This window comes from Geobacillus sp. BMUD (assembly GCF_013096845.1).
GTDB classification, from domain to species: Bacteria; Bacillota; Bacilli; order Bacillales; family Anoxybacillaceae; genus Geobacillus; species Geobacillus vulcani.
In genome coordinates, this window is record NZ_SDLA01000002.1 from 325,097 (window position 1) to 344,311 (window position 19,215).

18 protein-coding genes are annotated in these 19,215 nt (G+C 53.2%); 3 read left to right on the plus strand and 15 right to left on the minus strand.

Features of this window, described 5'->3' with window-relative positions; translation table 11 throughout:
* Positions 1 to 6: 6 nt before the first annotated feature.
* The 3 genes from ETC05_RS05375 to ETC05_RS05385 form a co-directional block, all read right to left on the minus strand.
* Entirely contained in the window at positions 7 to 1,542 is a 1,536-nt protein-coding gene (locus ETC05_RS05375; protein ID WP_171660530.1) for a class I adenylate-forming enzyme family protein, read from the minus strand.
* A 135-nt stretch (positions 1,543 to 1,677) separates the two neighbouring features.
* Positions 1,678 to 2,028: an SCP2 sterol-binding domain-containing protein gene (locus ETC05_RS05380; protein WP_031407646.1), complete on the minus strand. Its 351-nt coding sequence runs from the start codon at positions 2,026 to 2,028 to the stop codon at positions 1,678 to 1,680.
* Between the two features lie 135 nt (positions 2,029 to 2,163).
* On the minus strand, positions 2,164 to 2,676 hold the full coding sequence (locus ETC05_RS05385) for a hypothetical protein (protein WP_171660531.1): 513 nt from the start codon (positions 2,674 to 2,676) through the stop codon (positions 2,164 to 2,166).
* Positions 2,677 to 3,194: 518 nt separating this feature from the next.
* On the opposite strand from ETC05_RS05385, the gene ETC05_RS05390 reads away from it, so the two are divergent.
* Positions 3,195 to 4,706 (plus strand): DHA2 family efflux MFS transporter permease subunit, encoded by a 1,512-nt coding sequence (locus tag ETC05_RS05390; RefSeq protein ID WP_171660532.1) that lies wholly within the window; start codon positions 3,195 to 3,197, stop codon positions 4,704 to 4,706.
* Positions 4,707 to 4,803: 97 nt separating this feature from the next.
* On the plus strand, positions 4,804 to 5,409 hold the full coding sequence (locus tag ETC05_RS05395) for an acyl-CoA-like ligand-binding transcription factor (protein WP_031407642.1): 606 nt from the start codon (positions 4,804 to 4,806) through the stop codon (positions 5,407 to 5,409).
* 131 nt (positions 5,410 to 5,540) lie between these two features.
* Here ETC05_RS05395 and ETC05_RS05400 read toward each other — a convergent pair whose 3' ends face one another.
* The 7 genes from ETC05_RS05400 to sppA form a co-directional block, all read right to left on the minus strand.
* Positions 5,541 to 6,731, minus strand: coding sequence for an acetate kinase (locus ETC05_RS05400; protein WP_171660533.1), 1,191 nt, complete (start codon positions 6,729 to 6,731; stop codon positions 5,541 to 5,543).
* 343 nt (positions 6,732 to 7,074) lie between these two features.
* The gene (locus tag ETC05_RS05405; protein ID WP_031407639.1) at positions 7,075 to 8,064 is read right to left on the minus strand and encodes a class I SAM-dependent methyltransferase; all 990 of its coding nucleotides are present in this window, start codon (positions 8,062 to 8,064) and stop codon (positions 7,075 to 7,077) included.
* Between the two features lie 165 nt (positions 8,065 to 8,229).
* Entirely contained in the window at positions 8,230 to 8,730 is a 501-nt protein-coding gene (tpx, locus tag ETC05_RS05410; RefSeq protein ID WP_031407638.1) for a thiol peroxidase, read from the minus strand.
* A gap of 122 nt (positions 8,731 to 8,852) precedes the next feature.
* Positions 8,853 to 9,317: a GerW family sporulation protein gene (gene ytfJ, locus ETC05_RS05415; RefSeq protein WP_031407637.1), complete on the minus strand. Its 465-nt coding sequence runs from the start codon at positions 9,315 to 9,317 to the stop codon at positions 8,853 to 8,855.
* A gap of 11 nt (positions 9,318 to 9,328) precedes the next feature.
* A complete protein-coding gene (locus tag ETC05_RS05420) occupies positions 9,329 to 10,018 on the minus strand; it encodes a DUF2953 domain-containing protein (RefSeq protein WP_171660534.1) in 690 nt (229 codons plus the stop codon).
* A 108-nt stretch (positions 10,019 to 10,126) separates the two neighbouring features.
* On the minus strand, positions 10,127 to 10,597 hold the full coding sequence (locus tag ETC05_RS05425; RefSeq protein WP_031407635.1) for an RDD family protein: 471 nt from the start codon (positions 10,595 to 10,597) through the stop codon (positions 10,127 to 10,129).
* A gap of 13 nt (positions 10,598 to 10,610) precedes the next feature.
* Positions 10,611 to 11,618, minus strand: a complete 1,008-nt coding sequence (sppA, locus tag ETC05_RS05430; protein WP_031407634.1) for a signal peptide peptidase SppA — start codon at positions 11,616 to 11,618, stop codon at positions 10,611 to 10,613.
* 106 nt (positions 11,619 to 11,724) lie between these two features.
* On the opposite strand from sppA, the gene ETC05_RS05435 reads away from it, so the two are divergent.
* Positions 11,725 to 12,528 carry an NAD kinase gene (locus ETC05_RS05435; RefSeq protein ID WP_031407633.1) on the plus strand — a complete coding sequence of 268 codons (804 nt, stop codon included), beginning with the start codon at positions 11,725 to 11,727 and terminating at the stop codon, positions 12,526 to 12,528.
* Positions 12,529 to 12,662: 134 nt separating this feature from the next.
* On the opposite strand, the gene mbcS is transcribed toward ETC05_RS05435, so the two are convergent.
* The 5 genes from mbcS to ezrA form a co-directional block, all read right to left on the minus strand.
* Positions 12,663 to 14,255, minus strand: coding sequence for an acyl-CoA synthetase MbcS (mbcS, locus tag ETC05_RS05440; protein ID WP_031407632.1), 1,593 nt, complete (start codon positions 14,253 to 14,255; stop codon positions 12,663 to 12,665).
* Between the two features lie 137 nt (positions 14,256 to 14,392).
* Entirely contained in the window at positions 14,393 to 14,596 is a 204-nt protein-coding gene (locus ETC05_RS05445; RefSeq protein WP_031407631.1) for an alpha/beta-type small acid-soluble spore protein, read from the minus strand.
* An 81-nt stretch (positions 14,597 to 14,677) separates the two neighbouring features.
* Entirely contained in the window at positions 14,678 to 15,883 is a 1,206-nt protein-coding gene (gene thiI / locus ETC05_RS05450; RefSeq protein ID WP_031407630.1) for a tRNA uracil 4-sulfurtransferase ThiI, read from the minus strand.
* 4 nt (positions 15,884 to 15,887) lie between these two features.
* A complete protein-coding gene (locus ETC05_RS05455) occupies positions 15,888 to 17,033 on the minus strand; it encodes a cysteine desulfurase family protein (protein WP_031407629.1) in 1,146 nt (381 codons plus the stop codon).
* Positions 17,034 to 17,368: 335 nt separating this feature from the next.
* On the minus strand, positions 17,369 to 19,072 hold the full coding sequence (ezrA, locus tag ETC05_RS05460; protein WP_171660535.1) for a septation ring formation regulator EzrA: 1,704 nt from the start codon (positions 19,070 to 19,072) through the stop codon (positions 17,369 to 17,371).
* Positions 19,073 to 19,215 lie beyond the last annotated feature (143 nt).

Sequence of the window (19,215 nt, forward strand, 5' to 3'; positions counted from 1 at the left end):
TTTCCATTACGATTGAACAGCGGAAATAAACTCGCTGGCCCATTCACGCAGCTTCTTTTTGTCGATTTTGCCGATCATGTTTTTCGGCAAGTAGCCGACCTTTTTCAAAAAACGCGGGCTTTTGTATTTCGCCACCCGCTTTTGGCAAAACTCGATCAGCTCCGCTTCCGTCACTTGGGACCCACGTCGGACGACGACATATGCGGCGACTTCTTCGCCCATTTTCGGCGAAGGAACACCGACGACGCCGGCTTCCAGCACATCCGGATGGGACATGAGTAGTTCCTCGATATCGCGCGGGTAAATGTTGAATCCGCCGCGGATGATGACATCTTTTTTCCGGTCGACGATAAACACGTACCCGTCTTCATCGATGCGCGCCATATCGCCGGTATATAGCCAGCCGTCGCGCAGCGCTTGGCGCGTCTCTTCGTCTTTTCGGTAGTAGCCTTGGAAAATATTCGGGCCGGAAACAATCAGTTCTCCGACTTCGTTTGGCGGCAGGCGGTTGCCGTGTTCATCGACGACTGCCACTTGCACGCCAGGCAGCGGAAGCCCGACCGACCCCGGCTTGATCGGCTTCGTCGGATCGGTCGCCGTCACAATCGGCGCCGCCTCGGACAGTCCGTATCCTTCCAAAATCAAGCAGCCGAATTTGCGCTGAAACTGCTCCGCCAATGAGCGCGGCAATGACGCCGACCCGGACACGCACGCGACCAAACTGGACGTGTCATAGCGGTCCGCCTCGGGGCAATAGCACAACGCATGGAACATCGCCGGCACCATTGCCGTATGCGTCACCCGATACCGTTCGATCGTCTCCAGCACTTTTTTCGGCTCGAAATACGGCAGGAGGACGATCTTGTCGCCCAACAACAGCGCGACATTCATCATCGTGAAGCCGAACGCATGGGAGATCGGCAGCACGCCAAGACCGACGCGATCATATTCGGTCGGCAGCCGCTTCGCCATCTCGGCCGCTGCTTCCGCGTTGGCATACAAGTTGCGATGCGTCAGCACGACCCCTTTCGGTTGACCGGTCGTTCCTGATGTGTAAAGCAAGGCGGCAGGAGCGTTTTCGGTGACTGCCGCCAGCGGCATGCTGGCAGGAGCTTGTTCCACTCTTGTCCGTAAAGAGCGCGGGGAATCAAGATCATCCAGCGTAAATATCATCGGAGACGCCGGCAATCCGTTCGCCGCGTCTTTCACCTTCGTCCACAGCATTTCCGCTGTCAGCACGACTTTCGGTTCGCAATCTTGAAAAATGTAATGGAGTTCCTGCGTCTGCAACAGCGGCAGCACCGGCACGACAACGGCTCCTGCCTTCAAGACGCCGCTGAAAGCGACGACCACTTCCGGGCTGTTTGGCATCGTCACGACGACGCGGTCGCCCGGCTTGACCCCAAGTTCAATCAACACATGAGCCAGCTGGGACGAACGGGCATCGCAGTCCACGTTCGTATATTCATTTCCCTCAAAAATCAGTGCCGGATAAGGACCGAACTGCTCGATACTTTTCGTCCAAACCGTTCGTAAATCCATTCCCCCGTCTCCTTTAACCAAATTGGGCGGGCCTGCGAAAAAGGCCAAGCCCGCTGCCTTTTGTCTCCTTCCTTCTGACGGTCGGTGCTGTTGTCAATGCACGGAACAACATGCTGGCCGTTTTTCTTGGTGTGCTTATTGGTTTTGATTGGCGCTGTTATAGGCGGACAGCACTTCTTGAAGACGCAGCGCCAGCCCCATATCCCCATCAATGCGAAGCCGCCCGCTCATAAACGCTTCCGTTCCGTTGAGCTCGCCGTCGACCATTTTTTTAAAATCGTCGCTGTCCATGCTGAGCGTGCAATCCGGTGTTTCTTGCTCTCCTTCAATGACAAATCCCGCATCTGGACGAAGGACGACTTGGTACACCCCCGCATCAGACCCGCTTAAGTTAAACTGGTACACCGCGACAATCCCGTCAGCGCGGGATGGGTCTTCTCTCAATTGCGAATCGATCAGTTGGAAAATGTCTCTTACCGTCGTCATCTTCATGACCTCCTTAAAATTTAGAACTATCTGAAATATCGTTTTGTACTTTTACTATATCGCCTTTCCGTTTCACGTCCTATCCCGAAAATCGTCGGAACTTTCTTTCCTCCTGCGCGGCGCTCCCCGATGTTTTTATGCTTTTAAAGCATGGAGAAGCGCGCGCTCACCAATCAGTTCCAAATAGCGCCGATAAAGTGGAAACGCCGGCACGATGCGCGGCAACAGCTGGAGCGCCTTCGCTTTCGATCCTTTTGCCTTCATTTTTCCGGTCATGAGCGCCAATGGAACGTTGATGTTGCCGCCCCAAAATTGGTGGGCGACATCCCCGGTTGTCACAATGGCGACATCAGGCTGATCAAGAACCCGGCCGAACAGCACTTCGTAATGTTCGCCGGGCTTTGGCCGCCTCGCATCGATGCTGATGACCGCCTCCGGATCGGTCAAATAAAAGACGAACGCGGCGCGGGAACGGCGGATTTGCTCGCCGATGCGATTGATTTGCTCCAATTCGTTCCCTTGTTCATAATAGGCGGGATGATGCCCCCACCATGCGCGCAGCTCTTCCCATGTTCGTTCACGAGTCGCAATATTCATGAATTCACCGATGACCCGATAAAAATGGACATCATCACGAAAAATAGGCACGTCCATTCCCTCCTTCCATACCTTTCTCCCCTTCCACCATAAGTCAAAACAAAACGATGCACCATTCCGAATTTTGAGGGGGAAACAAACCAGCCAAGATACCGGGATAGCCGCCGGCCCCCCCTCTCCAGAAGCGAAAAATCGATGTTGCTGCACATATGAAATATCCCTCACATCATTCATCCTGCTAACCGTTGCCACACAATTCGGCGAGCTTGGCCAGGTTCAGATTATGGTTGCGCCATACTTTCGGTTCTTAGGCAAAACAATGAGGGCAGATCTAAAGTATGCTGCAAGCATGTTGGTTCTTTTCCCCTCTCCTTTCGAGCTTCGACCACCTCCAGGGCTAGTTTTCTTGATTGAAGATAAACTGTTTTTCAATGGTGGCCTGACTTCCATGGAAGGCACTGAATTCTACCTCCAAAAAAAAGATATAAAATATAAATTGACATTTACATTCATTTTATATAAAATTCCAAATGAAATATAATATCATTACAGAAAGAGAGGGATTATACATGCAAAACACCAATATGAAAAGATGGTGGATTCTTGGTTCATTATCACTAGGTTTGATTGCAGTAGGGCTAGATATCACGATTTTGAATGTAGCGTTGTCAACTTTAGCCACAGAACTCCATGCGTCAACAAGCGATCTTCAATGGTTTGTAGATTCGTACAATTTGGCCATGGCCGCCTTCCTTCTTCCAGCCGGCATGCTAGGTGACCGTTTCGGTCGGAAAAGGCTGCTGTTATTTGCCTTATGTTTATTTGGATTGGCTTCTATAGGCTGCGCTTATTCCAATTCTCCGGAAATATTGATCTGGATGAGGGCATTTCTTGGATTAGGAGCCGCTTTTCTGATCCCATTATCGATCTCCATTCTTCCTGTGCTGTTTTCCGAACGGGAGCGCACGAAGGCAATGATGATTTGGGCGACAGCGAATATGTTGGGGATTCCGCTTGGCCCCATTGTCGGTGGATGGTTGCTTGAACATTACCAATGGGGATCGGTCTTCTTATTGAATCTTCCCTTTGTTGTTGTCGCGCTTGCAGCGGTCTCTTGGCTCATGCCGGAGTCGCGCAGCCCTCATCATTCTAAACTCGACTGGCTCGGAGTCTTGACATCAAGCACCGGTCTTGTATCGATCACGTATGGAGCCATTAAAGCTGGAGAAAAAGGATGGAGCCATAATGAAGTCATTCTCTTTCTGGCCATTGGATGCTTCATGCTGTCTGTGTTTGCCATATTGGAGAAAAAGGTCAAACATCCACTTGTTGATCTGTCCCTTTTTCGTTCCCGCAGCTTTACTTTCGGGGCGATATTAGCCACATTGGCCACATATGCGCTGTTCGGTCTCTTATTCACGTTGCCCCAATATTTCCAATCAGTAGAAGGCAACGATACACTGGAAACAGGTTTGCGTTTGCTCCCTCTCATTGGAGGGCTGATCGTCGGAGCCAAGTCGGCCGATTTCCTCTTGGAAAAAATCGGACCCAAAAGCAATGCCTTCATCGGTTTTGTCTTTCTTGCCATCGGGTTAGGCATCGGCGGAACGACGCAGATCGACCATCCATACAAATTTATCGCTCTTTGGATCACGATAGTGGGGATCGGCTTAGGATTAGCGCTTCCCACTGCCATGGATGCAGCTTTAGGAGAACTGTCGGCGGAACGAAGCGGTGTTGGTTCAGCACTCATTATGGCATTGCGGCAAGCCGGAGGGTCGATTGGAGTAGCCGTTTTAGGCACGATTGTAAATTCACAGTATCGCAGTCGTATAGAAGCAATCCAGTTGCCGAGTCAGCTTAAACATATAGTGAAACAAAGCGTATCAACAGGGGTGGAAGCAGCACATCAAATCCAATCGATGCAACTACTCTCTTCTGTGCGCAAAGCTTTTGTTCATGGAATGGAGGCCATGCTATGGACGTGTTGCGGAATCGCGATATTGGGCGCAATTTTGTCGTTCGCCTTTTTGCCTAACCAATTCTCTAGCAAATCAAAACAAAGAATGTCAGTCCATTAAATGACGGATTTGTGCCCCTGATGAAAAAGCTGTACACTATAGATAAAGACAATATCTCTTATTTTCCTCAGACAATCTATGGGGCGGAGGTGAAATGATGTCTTCACAGGAGCAACCTCAATCAGGGCTAAGAGAGCGAAAAAAAGCGAAGACAAGAGCACTCATTCAACAAAGCGCCTTGCGCCTCTTTCGCGAGCAAGGCTACCATGCAACAACAGTCGAGCAAATCGCGAATGCGGCCGAAATCTCGCCCAGCACCTTTTTTCGTTATTTTCCAACAAAAGAATCGGTTGTGTTAGACGACGATTATGATCCGCTGATCATAGATGCATTCCGGAAACAACCACATCACCTTCATCCGATTCAAGCGTTTCGTCTGGCGCTGAAAGAAGTGTTTAACAGTCTGTCTGAAGCTGAGCGTTCTGCCATTCGCGAGCGCATCGAACTTGCTTTGACAGTGCGGGAACTGCGGGCAGCGGCATTTCATCAAGTCACCGCAACCGCGGAAATGATTTCTCGACTGTTAGCCGAACGTATGAGCCGCAAGCATGATGACATTTTTGTGCTCACTCTTACTGGAGCATTAATGGGAGCAGTATTATCAATGCAATTTTATTGTGTCCAGCATCATGAAACGGACTATATGAAGGTAATCGACGAAGCATTGGGATATTTAGAAAAAGGATTTGCTTTGCCAACCTAGCGGCTGTTCCTTTTCCACATGTTTTCTGTTCAGCTTGCTCAATAATGAAAAGGCTGTTCCAAAAGGTCAAAATACGATCTTTTGTGAACAGCCTTTTGTTTGTTGATTTATGAAACTCCTTGGCTCTTTGTTTACAAATTCGCCAACCGCATCACATCGCGGGCGATCATCAACTCTTCATTGGTCGGGATGACGAGCACTTTGACCGGCGAATGAGGATAGCTGATGAACGCTTCCTTGCCGCGCACTTTGTTGAGGATCGGATCCCAGTAAACTCCCATAAACTCGAGGCCGCGCAAGACTTTCGCCCGCACGACTTCGCTGTTTTCGCCGATGCCGGCGGTGAAGATGATGGCATCGACCCCGCACATGCGCGCCGCATACGAGCCGATGTATTTATGAATCCGGTTCGCAAACACTTCAAGCGCGAGTTCCGCGCGCGCATTTCCTTCGGCGGCCGCTTTTTCCAAGTCGCGCAAATCGCTCGAGATGCCGGACAGGCCGAGCATGCCGCTCTTTTTGTTCAGCACCTCAATCACTTCATCGGCGGTCATTCCCGTTTTTTCCATAATGTACGGGATGAGCGCCGGGTCGATGTTGCCGGAGCGCGTCCCCATCGCCACGCCGGCTAATGGCGTAAAGCCCATGGACGTGTCGATCGACTTGCCGCCCTCAACCGCCGCGATGCTCGCCCCGTTGCCTAAATGGCACGAGATGAGGCGCAGCTGTTCGATCGGCCGGCCGAGAAGCTCCGCCGCCCGCTGGGTGACGTATTTGTGCGACGTGCCGTGGAAGCCGTATTTGCGAATGCCGAATTTCGTGTAATACTCATACGGCAAGCTGTATAAAAACGACTGTTCCGGCATCGTTTGGTGAAACGCCGTATCAAACACCGCCACCGCCGGCACGTTTGGCAGCACTTCCTGAAACGCCCGAATGCCGACGAGGTTGGCCGGGTTATGGAGCGGAGCGAGCTCGGACACTTCTTCAATTTGCTTGATAACATCCTCGGTGATGAGCACCGAATCGCTGAACTTTTCGCCGCCGTGGACGACGCGGTGCCCGATGCCGTCGATCTCGTCAAACGAACGGATGATGCCGTAGCGAATGAGTTTATCAAGCAGCATTTTCACCGCCGCGGCATGATCCGGAATCGCCGTCACTTCTTGATGTTTTTCGCCGTTCACGACGATGGTGAAAATCGCGTCGTCAAAGCCAATCCGTTCGACAACCCCTTTGGTCAACACCGTTTCCGCCGGCATCTCAAACAGCTGAAACTTCAACGAGGAACTTCCTGCATTAATGGCTAGCACTTTCGCCATCGAAAACACAGCTCCTTTTTTGCCAAAATCCGATCACGCTTACCGTTAGTGTGCGCGATTGAGCGCCGTTTCACTATGCCTTTTTCATTGTATGCCTCCCGTTTTCCCGTTTCAAGCGCGGCTTTGTTTCGCAACCGGTTGCAAGAAAAAGTTTTTATGTTGCGAAAAATGAAAACGACGCTGATCAAAAAGGGCGGTGAAAGAGCGGCCTTGATCATCGAGAAACCCCTCTTCCACGCGTGAGCGCAAGGAGGGAGGAAGAGGCAACTTCCCGTTTGGCGAATGGGCTTGACGGGTCAGTGATCAAAAAGGGTGTCCCGTTGCCATTGGGGACACCCTCTTGTCACTGTTCTTTTTCCGCGGTGATCCAGGCGTCGATTTTTGCCATCATCGCCTGCATCGCTGATTTGTTGGAAAATCTAGGCAAATCGACAAGCAGCACGTGTTTTGGCTTTTTGACGTTCGGCCCTTTCTTTTGCAAAATAAACACGCTTTTGGCCGCCTGATCGTTTTTAAACATCGACAGCGGCAGCTGCAAGACTCCTTGGACGATGGCCGCCTCTTTTAAAAATTCGTTCAGCTGCCCCGCCTGCGGGCTCGAGAACAACGTATTCGGGATGAGGAAAAACAAGTAGCCCCCCTCTTTCGTATAGCGCAAGCTTTGCTCGATGAACAAATGGTGGGCGTACGACTTTCCTTCGTTTGCTTTTAAGGCGAAGCGGGCGGCATTGTCGTCATCCGGGTAATAGCCGACCGGCAGATCGCAGACGACAACATCAACCGGCTCGACAAACAGCGGCCTTAGACTGTCTTGGTTAAACAGTTGCACCGGATGCTTTTGCAAGTTCGCGTTGACATAGGCCAATTTGATGAGCAGGTCGTCGACATCGCTGCCGTAGCTGGCCGCCTGTTTGCCCCGAAGGCCGTTTAACACCGCCGTCAATAAATTCGCCGTGCCGACGGCCGGGTCGAGGACCGTCACCGCCAAATGCGATCGCGTAAACTCGCGGACTAAATGGGCCAAAAACAAGCTGACCGCATCCGGGGTCATTTGATGATGCGGCTGGACATGCTTTCGCATCCCTTTTAGCACCGCCAACTGGAACGCTTTGCGGATGTCTTCGTTTTGAAACCGTTCCAGCATCAGTTCGCGATACTGCTTTTTCAACCGTTTCGCGTTCAGCTCACTCACTTCGTCTTGCAACACGTCGCCGTGAAACAAATTTTCCCCCGTCTCCGCAACGGCTTCCAAATACGTGCATTGCAATTCTTCTTGCAAAATCTGGGCCGTCTCGTCGAATACGGTGAACAACCGTTCGACTGGCGTCATCATCTATACGTCCCCACCTTTCTGCCAACGTCCCTTCTGTATATTGTACGACCGTCCGTCTCACGCCGCAAGAAAGGCGCCGATAGAAACGAGAAAAGGCCCCGAACGAGTCGGGGCCGCTGTGATCAAAGCGAGCAACCTATGCAGGCGGATGTCCGCCGCTCATCGTTATTTCGCCGCTTTCGCCGCTTCAATCGCCGCTTCGTAGTTCGGGTGGTTCGTCACTTCCGGCACGTATTCAACATACGTCACCGTGTCATTGCTGTCGATGACAAACACGGCGCGGGCAAGCAGGCGCAGCTCCTTGATCAAGACGCCGTATGCCTGTCCGAACGAGACATCGCGATGGTCGGACAACACTTGCACGTTCTCAATGCCGGCGGCGCCGCACCACCGCTTTTGCGCAAACGGCAAATCGACGCTGATCGTCAACACTTTCACGTTGTCCAGCTTCGCCGCTTCTTCATTGAATCGGCGCGTCTGCGCATCGCAAACCCCGGTATCGAGCGACGGAACGACGCTGATCAGACGGACGTGCCCTTTCGTATCCGCGAGCGTCACTTCCTGCAAGTTTTGATCAAGCACGGTGAAATCCGGCGCTTTGTCGCCGACTTTCACTTCGTTGCCGACAAGCGTCACCGGCTGCCCTTTAAACGTCACATGGGCCATGGGCTCTCTCCCCCTTTAGAAAAATATGTACTACTTCCATACTAAAACGTGGAACGGAATTTTTCAACGATTTTGTCCGGTTGCGCCGCCAAACGGAAAAACGCCGGACGCCAGCGGTCCGGCTAAATGTCAAAGTCGTTCGCTCTTTCGTGTGCGACACCGTCTTTCTTGTTTTTCTTCAGCATCGCCTGAATCTTCTCGAACGCCTGCGGAGCGACATCGAGAATTTTTTCGTATAAGTGCGTGCTTTCGTCCAGATGGAGCAGCTTCACCCCAGACGAGTTGACGACGAGAAACGCAATCGGCGTAATCGACACGCCGCCGCCGCTGCCGCCGCCAAACGGATGTCCGTTCCCTTGAGCCTGCCCGTTTCCGCCGGCTTGTGTTCCTTGATGGCCATTTTGTTGGCCGTCAAGCATAAACTCGCTGCCGCCAGCGGCAAAGCCAAACCCGACTTTCGAGACAGTTAAAATGACGCTGCCATCCGGCGTCTCGACCGGGTCACCGATAATCGTATTGACGTCAATCATTTGTTTTAAGTTTTCCATCGCTGTTGTCATCAGCCCTTGAATCGGATGGTTCGTCATGCTCATTCCTCCTAGTAGCCTTCATTTGCCTGCTTGGCCGCCAATGGATTCCGCTTTGGCGGCTGCCGTCCGCGCCAATGTTTGATCACTCGCCATCCTGCTACCATAGCATGCCCGATTCGAAAGTGAATCATACATAAAAACATTGTTTCCGAGGCAGTCCGGTCATATGCCGGCATGACGGCGACAGCGGGGGTCGTTTTCATGTTCATGCAGCGGCTGGCGGCGCCGATGATCATGTATTTCAATGACCAGCCAAGCCCCACAAGCAAGCCGGTTAACGCGGCGTCGCCGGTGCCGATTCTCGTTTTCCATTCCCATTTCGTAATCGTCACGTGGCGGTAAAATTGTTTCATAATTTCATGCAAGTCGACGACTTGCTCGAGAAACCGTTTCAGCTGCCGAAACAGGTCGGCGATTTTTTGCGGCGTCACTGTTCCTCTCTTTTCCTCTTTTCCGCGCGTCCCCCCCATTCCTTTTTTATGGAGAAACGCCACCCCCGGCGCATCCGGGTCCATATCCACCTTGATCAACGGGATGCGAACCGTGTAGCGGAGGAGGCCAAAGAGCGTGCGCACGACAATTTTGGCTTCGTCATCATCTTGCCTATGCCGAAACACAATCGTCACCGATACTTTCATCCAAGCGACGAGAAGAAGCAAAAGAACAACCGTTGCGATGACCGCGATGACTGCTTTCAATGTCCGTCCTCCCTTTCATCATCCATTGTCGCCATCTGAAAAAAAAATAAACCTGCCGTTTCGGCAGGTGGCCATCTTATACAACTTCTTCCCGTCGAGGCGGGCGGATCACTCGCGGATGACGATCGTATCGGCAAACTGATCGTGCATTCCTTTTTTCTTTTCGGAAAAAGCTACGAACAAAAAGCCGATAAAAAACAACGTCTTGGAAATGAACTTGCCGATGACTTCGCGGAACAGCACAGTAAGCCATGTCAAAGGCTCGCCGCGTTCATCGGCCACTTTCAGGCCGAACACCATTTTGCCAAGCGTCTGTCCGAACCATTTTGTCATCAACACGAAATAGGCGTAAAAGACGACCGCTGCCGCAACCGCCGCCGGCGCGAACAAACCGTCCCGCGTAAGCGGCCAATCGAACAGGCGGAAAAGCGGCCAGACGACAAGCCGGTTGAGGCTCGAGACGACGATGACATCGAGCCAATACGCCCAAAAGCGGAGCCAAAAGCCGCCGTAGCAGAGGGGGCGTTCCGCCGGCGGAAGAGGGTCCATCGGCGGCGCCGTCGCTTGCATGTCTGTCATGTTCCCACTTCCTTTACTCAGCGTATAAATACATGAGCCGCGGCGAGGAGGGACGCGACAGCAGGCGGATCAGCCCCGCCGCCTCGCTGTCCGGCTTCATCCGGTTCGACGCCATTTCCAACAGCGAACTCCACGGCGCATCGTTTACGTATTTTACGACTTGGGCGCCGGTTAAATGATGCTCTTTTTTGAGCGCAGCGATGGCGTCATCCAAGTAGCCGAACTCGTCGACAAGGCGGAGCGCCTTCGCCTGGCGGCCATCATAAATGCGGCCGTCCGCCAGCTTGCGCACCGTGTCTTCCGGCAGCTTTCTCCCTTTGGCTACCACATCAACAAACGCTTCATACGACTGGTTGATCAGGCGCTGCAAAAGATCGCGCTCCGCCTCGGTCATTTTGCGCGCCGGATTCATGATGTCTTTGTACGGCCCGCTTTTGATCGTGACAAGCTCCACGCCGTACTTCTTTGCCAGCCCTTCATAGTTGACGCTTTGCATGATGACGCCGATGGAGCCGGTGATCGTCTCCGGGCTGGCGAAAATTTTATCGCCGGCTGTCGCGATGTAGTAGCCGCCGGAAGCCGCCATCGCTCCCATCGATACGTACACCGGCTTATGGGTTTTCTTTTTCAGTTTCATCAGCTGATCGTAAATTTCCGCGCTTTCCGCGACCCCGCCGCCCGGCGAATTGATGCGCAAGATGATCGCTTTGACGTCTGAATCTTCTTTCGCCTGTTGGATCATTTGCAAAAACGTCTGGTGGTTGTACGTCGATGAGGAAAGAAGCGACTCGGCTTCCCCCGCCTCTTGAATGACGCCGTTCACTTCCAGCACGGCGATTTTTTTCAGTGGATCGCCGTCTTCCACCACTTCTTCCGTAAACGGCGCCTCAATGAGCGCCAGCCAGCTTTCCGACCAGCCGCCGGCCTTGTCAGACAAGAGAGCGCCGACCGCTTGAACGAGCACCGAGATCACAAACAAGGCCGCGGCGATGGCCAACGCCGTCCATCGTTTTCGATTCATCGTTCTCCCCCTGAATCAGTTCCCATATTTTTAGAATGGATGGAAAATGTGGTACAATATTTATTGTACACGGAAACACGGAATCATGCCAGCAGGAGGGCAAAACATGGATATGGAACGCAACCGTCTTTATTTTTTTTATAAGCGCGACGACGAGCTTGTCGAGCGGGTCAAGCCGCTTGTGAAACTGGCGGAGCGCGGGCCGTTTGTGGTCGTCGACGACTATCGGGAAGCGAACATCATCGTCAGCATCGGGGATGACGGCGCGTTTTTGCAGGCGGTGCGGCAGACGGGATTTCTTCCCGACCGTTTGTACGTCGGCGTGTCCGTCTTGCCGGCGCGTGGATTTTACTGCGATTTCCATATTGACGACATCGATCATATGGTGGAAGCGGCGAAAAATTGGAAGCTCGAGGTGCGGCGCTACCCGATCATCGAAGTGACAATCGACGGTGCGGCTTCGTTTTTCTGCTTAAACGAATGTTCGATCCGTTCGCAAATCATTAAAACGATGGCGATCGACGTCTTCATCGATGACTTGCATTTCGAGACGTTCCGCGGCGACGGCATCATCGTGTCGACGCCAACCGGCAGCACCGGCTACAATAAATCGGTGCACGGGGCGGTCGTCGATCCGCTCCTGCCGTGCTTTCAAGTGAGCGAGCTCGCCTCGCTCAACAGCAACCGCTATCGGACGCTCGGTTCGCCGTTCATTTTGAGCGGCTCGCGGACGTTGACGCTGAAAATGTCAGAGGAAACCAGCCATTTCCCGATCATCGGCCTCGACAATGAAGCGCTCAGCATCCAGCATATTGAACGGATTGACATCCGCTTGAGCGACCGGGTGGTCAAAACGGTGCGCCTAAAAGACAATTCGTTCTGGGATAAAGTAAAACGCGTCTTTTTGTAAGACGCTTGAAAAAAGGGTGCTCTGCTGAGGCAGAACACCCTTTTTGATTGCCAAACGACTCACAGAGCGGCATTTTTCGCTGCGCGGACATCGCTCTGCTTCCGGCAGCGGCCAGCTCAACCGGCTCTTTCCGCTTACGACGACCGGCCGGCAAAGCGGGCTTCCCGCTCGCGCAGCTCGACGCGGCGAATTTTTCCAGACGCCGTTTTCGGCAAATCATCGACAAACTCGATTTTGCGCGGGTATTTATACGGCGCCGTCAACTGTTTCACATGTTCTTGCAGGGCTGGAATCAAAGATGGATCGTCTTTGTCGATCCCGTCGCGCAGCACGACGAACGCTTTCACCACATGGCCGCGCACTTCATCCGGACTGGCGACGACGGCGCACTCTTTGACGGCTGGATGCTTGACAAGCGCGTCTTCCACTTCAAACGGGCCGATCGTATAGCCGGCGCTGATGATGATGTCATCCCCGCGGCCTTCAAACCAGAAATAGCCGTCCTCGTCTTTGCGCGCTTTGTCCCCCGTGATGTAGTAGTCGCCGCGGAACTGCATCGCCGTCCGCTCTGGATCTTTGTAATAATACTTAAACAGCGCCGGCGTTTCGATATGAACGGCGATGTCGCCGACTTGTCCGGGCGGGCACGGCTCGCCGTTTTCATCGATAATTTCGACGCGGTTGCCCGGCGTCGGTTTTCCCATCGAACCCGGCTTGATGGGCATTCCTTTCATGACGCCGACAAGCAGCGTGTTCTCCGTCTGCCCGTAGCCGTCGCGCACTTCGACGCCGAAATGCTTGGCGAACGTGTCGATCACTTCGCGGTTGAGCGGCTCACCGGCGGACACGGCGCTGTGCAAATGGGATAGGTTATAACGGCCGATGTCCGGCACTTTCGCCATCAAACGATACTCCGTCGGCGTGCAGCACAGCACATTGATGTTGTATTTTTCTAATAGCTGTAAATATTTTTCCGGCTCAAAGCGGCCGTAGTAGACGAAACCGGTCGCCCCCGAGCCGAGCACCGATAAAAACGGACTCCAAATCCATTTTTGCCATCCCGGTCCGGCTGTCGCCCACACAAGGTCGCCCTCTTCAATGCACAGCCAGTTTTTCGCGGCGGTGCGCAAATGGGCGTATGCCCAGCCATGGCAATGGACGACTCCTTTCGGATTGCCGGTTGTGCCGGACGTGTACGACAAAAACGCCATATCGTCGCGCGAGGTGTCCGCCGCCTCAAGCGTTGCGCTCTCGCCCGCCATGGCGTCTTCAAGCGGAATCCATCCGTCCCGGGGTTCTCCGATGACGAACTTCGTCAAACGGTCGATGCCGTCAATCGGCGCAAATTCGTCCGTATACGGCGCATACGCGACGACCGCTTTCGCTTCGCTATGGACGAGCCGATATTGCAAGTCTTTCGTCCGCAGCATCTCCGAGCTTGGGATGACGACAAGCCCGGCTTTGAGCGCCCCTATATATACTTCGTATGTTTCAATGAGGCGCGGCATCATGACGAGCACTTTATCGCCTTTTTCGAGACCGTGCGATAAGAAAGCGTTTCCAATTTGGTTGGCGCGCGCCATCAGACGGCCGTATGTAATCTCTTTCGTTTCTCCTTGCTCGCTCTCCCATTTCAATGCGATCCGATCCGGGTGAGCCGTCGCATGCCGTTCCATTTCCGATGTCAAATTGTAGCGCTCGGGAGCAATCAAATCTTCCCGCCTCATCTTTCCTCTCCCCCTCTATCTTGTTTCGCCGCGGTCGGCATCTCTATTATACAAAATAGTCGTTCTATTTTGAATACCATTTTTCCCATACGAAAGCGGCGGGGGATGCCCCCGCCGCGCAAGCCATCGGTATGAAATTAGAATTGGCGTGCGCCGCCCAATTGTTGCTGCGCCATGGAGACAAGACGTTTCGTGATCTCGCCGCCAACCGAACCGTTGGCGCGCGAAGTCGTGTCAGCGCCTAAGTTCACGCCAAATTCTTGAGCGATCTCATATTTCATTTGCTCCAGCGCTTGTTGCGCACCTGGAACGAGCAGTTGATTGCTGTTGTTGCGTGCCATCTGTTTTCACCTCCTTGTACCTATAGAATGTGTGAAAACAGATGGCGATATGCAGAGATGCTTTTTGGTAAATTTTGAGATTCAAAACAACTCGGCAAACTCGTCCGCCCGTCCGTTTTCTTCGTCAATGACCAGCGTCTCCGTGTCATTGACCGCCTTCTCGAGAAGCGGAGCGAGATCGAGCTGGCTCTCATAATGGAGCACTTTTTCTTTTTTCGGCTTCGTTTTCGGCGCTCTTGGCGTAAAAATGGTGCAACAGTCTTCATAAGGAAGAATGGAAATATCGTGAGTATCGATTCGTTTAGCAATCTCGATAATTTCCATCTTATCCATGGAAACAAGCGGGCGCAAAATTGGGGTGTTGGTCACCTCATTGATCACGTACATGCTTTCTAGCGTCTGGCTTGCGACTTGGCCGAGGCTTTCGCCCGTAACAATCGCCAACGCCCGCTGGCGGCGGCGCAGCTCGTCGGTGATCTTCAGCATCGCCCGCCGAGTCGAAATCAACGAGTACTCGTTTGGAACGCCTTGATAAATGGCTTGTTGCACTTCCGTAAACGGCACGATGTGAAGCTTGATTCTCCCGCCGTATGTCGTCAGTTTGCGCACAAGGTCAATCACTTTTTGCTTCGCCCGTTCGCTTGTAAACGGGGGGCTGAAAAAGTGAACGGCTTCAATTTCCAAACCGCGCTTCATCGCCAAATAACCCGCAACCGGGCTGTCGATGCCGCCGGAGAGCATGAGCATCGCCTTGCCGCTCGTCCCGACCGGCAGGCCGCCGGCGCCGAAAATGTCGCGGCACGTGATATACGTCCCGTCTTGGCGCACTTCAATGCGCACATCAAGATCCGGCTCGCGCACGTTGACCGTCAGTCCGTCCGTATGCCGCAAAATGTGCGCCCCCACCTCGTAGTTCAGTTCGTCGCTTCGATACGGAAACTGCTTGTCGACGCGGCGGGCGCTCACTTTAAACGTTTTTCCTTGGTATGGAAGCTGGCGGACGGCGGCGAGCGCTGTTTTCTTAATGGCGTCAAGATCGTTTTCACACTTCATCGCCAGGCTGAACGAATGAATGCCAAAAACGGTTTTCAGCTTTTCGATGATCGGTTCATGCGGCTCGCCGTTTAATAAAATGTACATTCGGTCGCGCATATATTCAATCTGAATCCGCTCGAACGCCTGCAGTTTGCGGGCAATGTTGTTTTTAAGACGCCGGACGAAGATGTTCCGGTTTTTTCCTTTCGTCGTCATTTCCCCGTAGCGGATCAAAATGCGGTCATAGTTCATCATCTTATTCCGTTACCTCGCTTAACGTTTTGATCGCCTGTTTGATCGCTGCCACTGCGGGCGCGATTTCTTCCCGGCTGTTGTCAAACGACAAGCTGATGCGAATGCCGCGCTCGGCGCGGCCCTCGCCGAGCCCCATGGCCAAAAGCGTCTTGCTCGGCGCCTTCTTTTTCGACGAACAGGCCGACGTCGTGGAGACATAGATTCCGCTTTTCTCCAGCTCGTGAACAAACACTTCCGGCTTGATGCCGCTTTTTAGCGAAAAATTGATGATGTGGGGGGCGGCGCCATCACGCGGCGTGTTGATCTCGATGTCTGGAATCGCCGCAAGCGCTTCAAGCCACTCGTCTTTCAATGCTTGAAGCCGGCCGATGTCCCGCTCGTAGCGCTCGAGCGCCAAGCGAAGCGCCTTCGCCATCGCGACGATGGCGGCGACATTTTCCGTTCCGGACCGAAGCTGCCGCTCCTGCCCGCCGCCGGCAATCAACGGCGCTAGGCGGACGCCTTCGCGGACGTAAAGCAAGCCGGCGCCGCGCAATCCGTGAAATTTATGCGCTGATATCGTGCATAAATCAACGCCGGCTTGCTTCAAGTCGAGCGGCACTTTGCTGATGCCTTGCACCCGATCGACGTGAAACAACGTTTTCGGATAGTGGGCTAAAAGCGCTCCGATTTCTTCGATCGGCTGCACCGTGCCAACTTCGTTATTGACGTGCATCACTGACACGAGAATCGTATCGTCGCGCAGCGCGCGTTCCACTTGCTCAACCGACACCCTTCCTTCGCGGTCGACCGGCAAGTACGTCACCTCAAAACCAAGCTCCTCGAGCTGGCGGCACGGTTCAGCGACAGACGGATGCTCGATTTTCGTCGTAATGATATGGCGGCCGCGCCGCTGATATTGCCAGGCGACTCCTTTGATGGCGAAATTGTTCGCCTCCGTTCCGCCGGAGGTAAAAACGATTTCGTTCGGCTTGACGCGCAACATGGCGGCGATTTGTTCGCGCGCCTGCGCCAAGAGCCGCTCCGCTTTCATGCCCAACCCATGGAGCGACGACGGATTGGCAAAATAGTTCGTGGCGACGGCGACGAACGAATCGACCACTTCGGGAAATGGTTTGGTCGTCGCGCTGTTGTCAAGATAAATCATCGCTTCCATCCTCCGCTTGTCCTTAGCAGAATATACTTGAACGCTCTCCCAAACCGAAGTCGATCGGCTTTATGCATGACCTTCCCTCCAGCAAAAAGGAACACACGTTCCTATCGCGTTATTCTATACCATCTGTTCTTTTCGTGCAAGAGGAACATCCGTGATGGGAGAAACCGTTTCAGTCCCACTTACGCTCACGCTAGGAAGGGGGGCTTCTCCATTGGAGATGATAAACAAAATGAGCGCCAATCGGCAACGAAAACATACAATCATTTACATTATTCACCAAAAACCCGATAAATATCGCTGAAAGCCGACATTTATCGGGTGGTTGATCACTGCTCCCGGCTGTGATCCTCCTGCCATAGTTTCTGCACACGGTCAAACGCGCCCGGCTCGACTTCTTCAACGGCCGCCACCGCCTGCCGGAGCGCCTCCTCATAATCATAATGGCGAAATAAACATTCGGCTTCTTCCAGCCTTTGGCGGACCGCTGGATAGCGGCGGCGGTAGCGGTTGCCGTATTGAATCGTCCGCTCCGCCAGCGTCGCCTGTTCAATCATTTCCACCGTCCGCTCATACAGCCGTTCCACAGCCGCTTTCGCTTCCTCCAGCGCCTGATCGACTGCCGGCATGTCAAGCGGCTTTTCCTCCAGGCGCGCGGCGACGGCCTGCAAGCTGCGTCTCGCTTCCGCCAGTTCGAGCGAATACGGCTCAGGCAGTCCCGGCAGCCGGCTTTTTTGCACAAGGCGGAGCGCCTCGGCCAATGTTTTTCGCATAGCCTCAAGCTTTTCGCGGGCGATCAATTCGTCTTTGCGCAGCGTCTGCAGCATCGTTCGAAACTGTTCATGCTCTTCCTTCATGAGCTCGATTTGGGACACAAGCTGCTCAAGCTCCTCTTTCAGGAGCGAATACGCTGTTTTCGCCTCAGCAACGCGGTCTTGAATGAGAAAAAACCGCTTTTGCAACTGGTGCAGCTGCTTTTCGATGCTCCGGTATTTTTCGAGGTCGCTTGGCGCCAAATGGTAGCTTTGCTGGACGAACAGCGCCTCGGCCTCGGTTTCCTTCGCCTCGGTGGCGAGCTCCTGAAGCATGCTGCCAATGCGCGGCATTTCCGTTTGCACATATTGATGCGCGAGCACTTCGTTTTCGAGCAAATCGTAGAGCGCGTCGATCTCTTCTTTCAGCTCAGCGGCAATCTGCTTCGCTTCTTCGATGCGTAGCTCATGGATCATGGCCAGACATCGCTCCATTTTTTCCCGCTTTTCCTGAAGCGTGCGCTCCATGTGCAAGTGGTCAAGGATGTATCCGCGCTCTTCCATCTCTCGATAGCCATCCGCCAACTCAGCGAGCTGAGCGGGCAATGACGTTTGGCATTCGCCAAGCAGTTTAGGAATTTCTTCCATCATGGCTGTGAGCCGGCCGAGCTCTTCCTTCAGTGTCAGAACCACATCGCGCGCCGCCAAATAGTTGCCGGCTTCCGTCAATTCGGCAAACCGCTGAAACTGCTTTTCCGCTTCCGTTAAACGGACGTCAAGCAAGTCGGCAGCCGAACCGAACGTATAACGGTAAGCAATCAGCACCTTTTTCGCTTCCCGGTGAGCCGCACGCAGCTCTTCGATCTCCGCCCGGCTTTGTTCCTCGCTGCCGATCAACTCATTCACTTCATGAATGATTTCATGCACTTCTTCCTCAAGACAACGCAATCCGTCGGCGATCTGCCCAAGCAGCCGGCGCGCCTGCCGGTAGCGGTATTTGTCGAGCAGCCGCTCCGCGTCAAACAGCTGTTCTTCCACATTCGGCAGCTTCACTGCCACAATGTCGTCCCATTGCTGGCGCCATCGTTCAAACAGCTGCTCCGTCTCCCCTGTCATATTCAGCTGTTTCACTTTCGCCAGCTCATCTGGGACCGGCCGGTTCATCACATTGATTTTCCATTCCTCAAGCCGATCGATTTCCCGGTACATCTGCTTCCGGTACACATGATTATATATGATTGCCCCCGCGCCGAGGAGCAGAACGATCCATGCCATTCCCATCCGCATGATGCCCTCCTTGCACTCAAGCTACTTCTATCGAATAAATGAAAATAGCGGAGAAGGCAGAAATATATGTTTTTCAATGTTTTTATGATACCATGTTAACGACATTTTTTGACCAAAATTTTTATTTTTTTTACAGG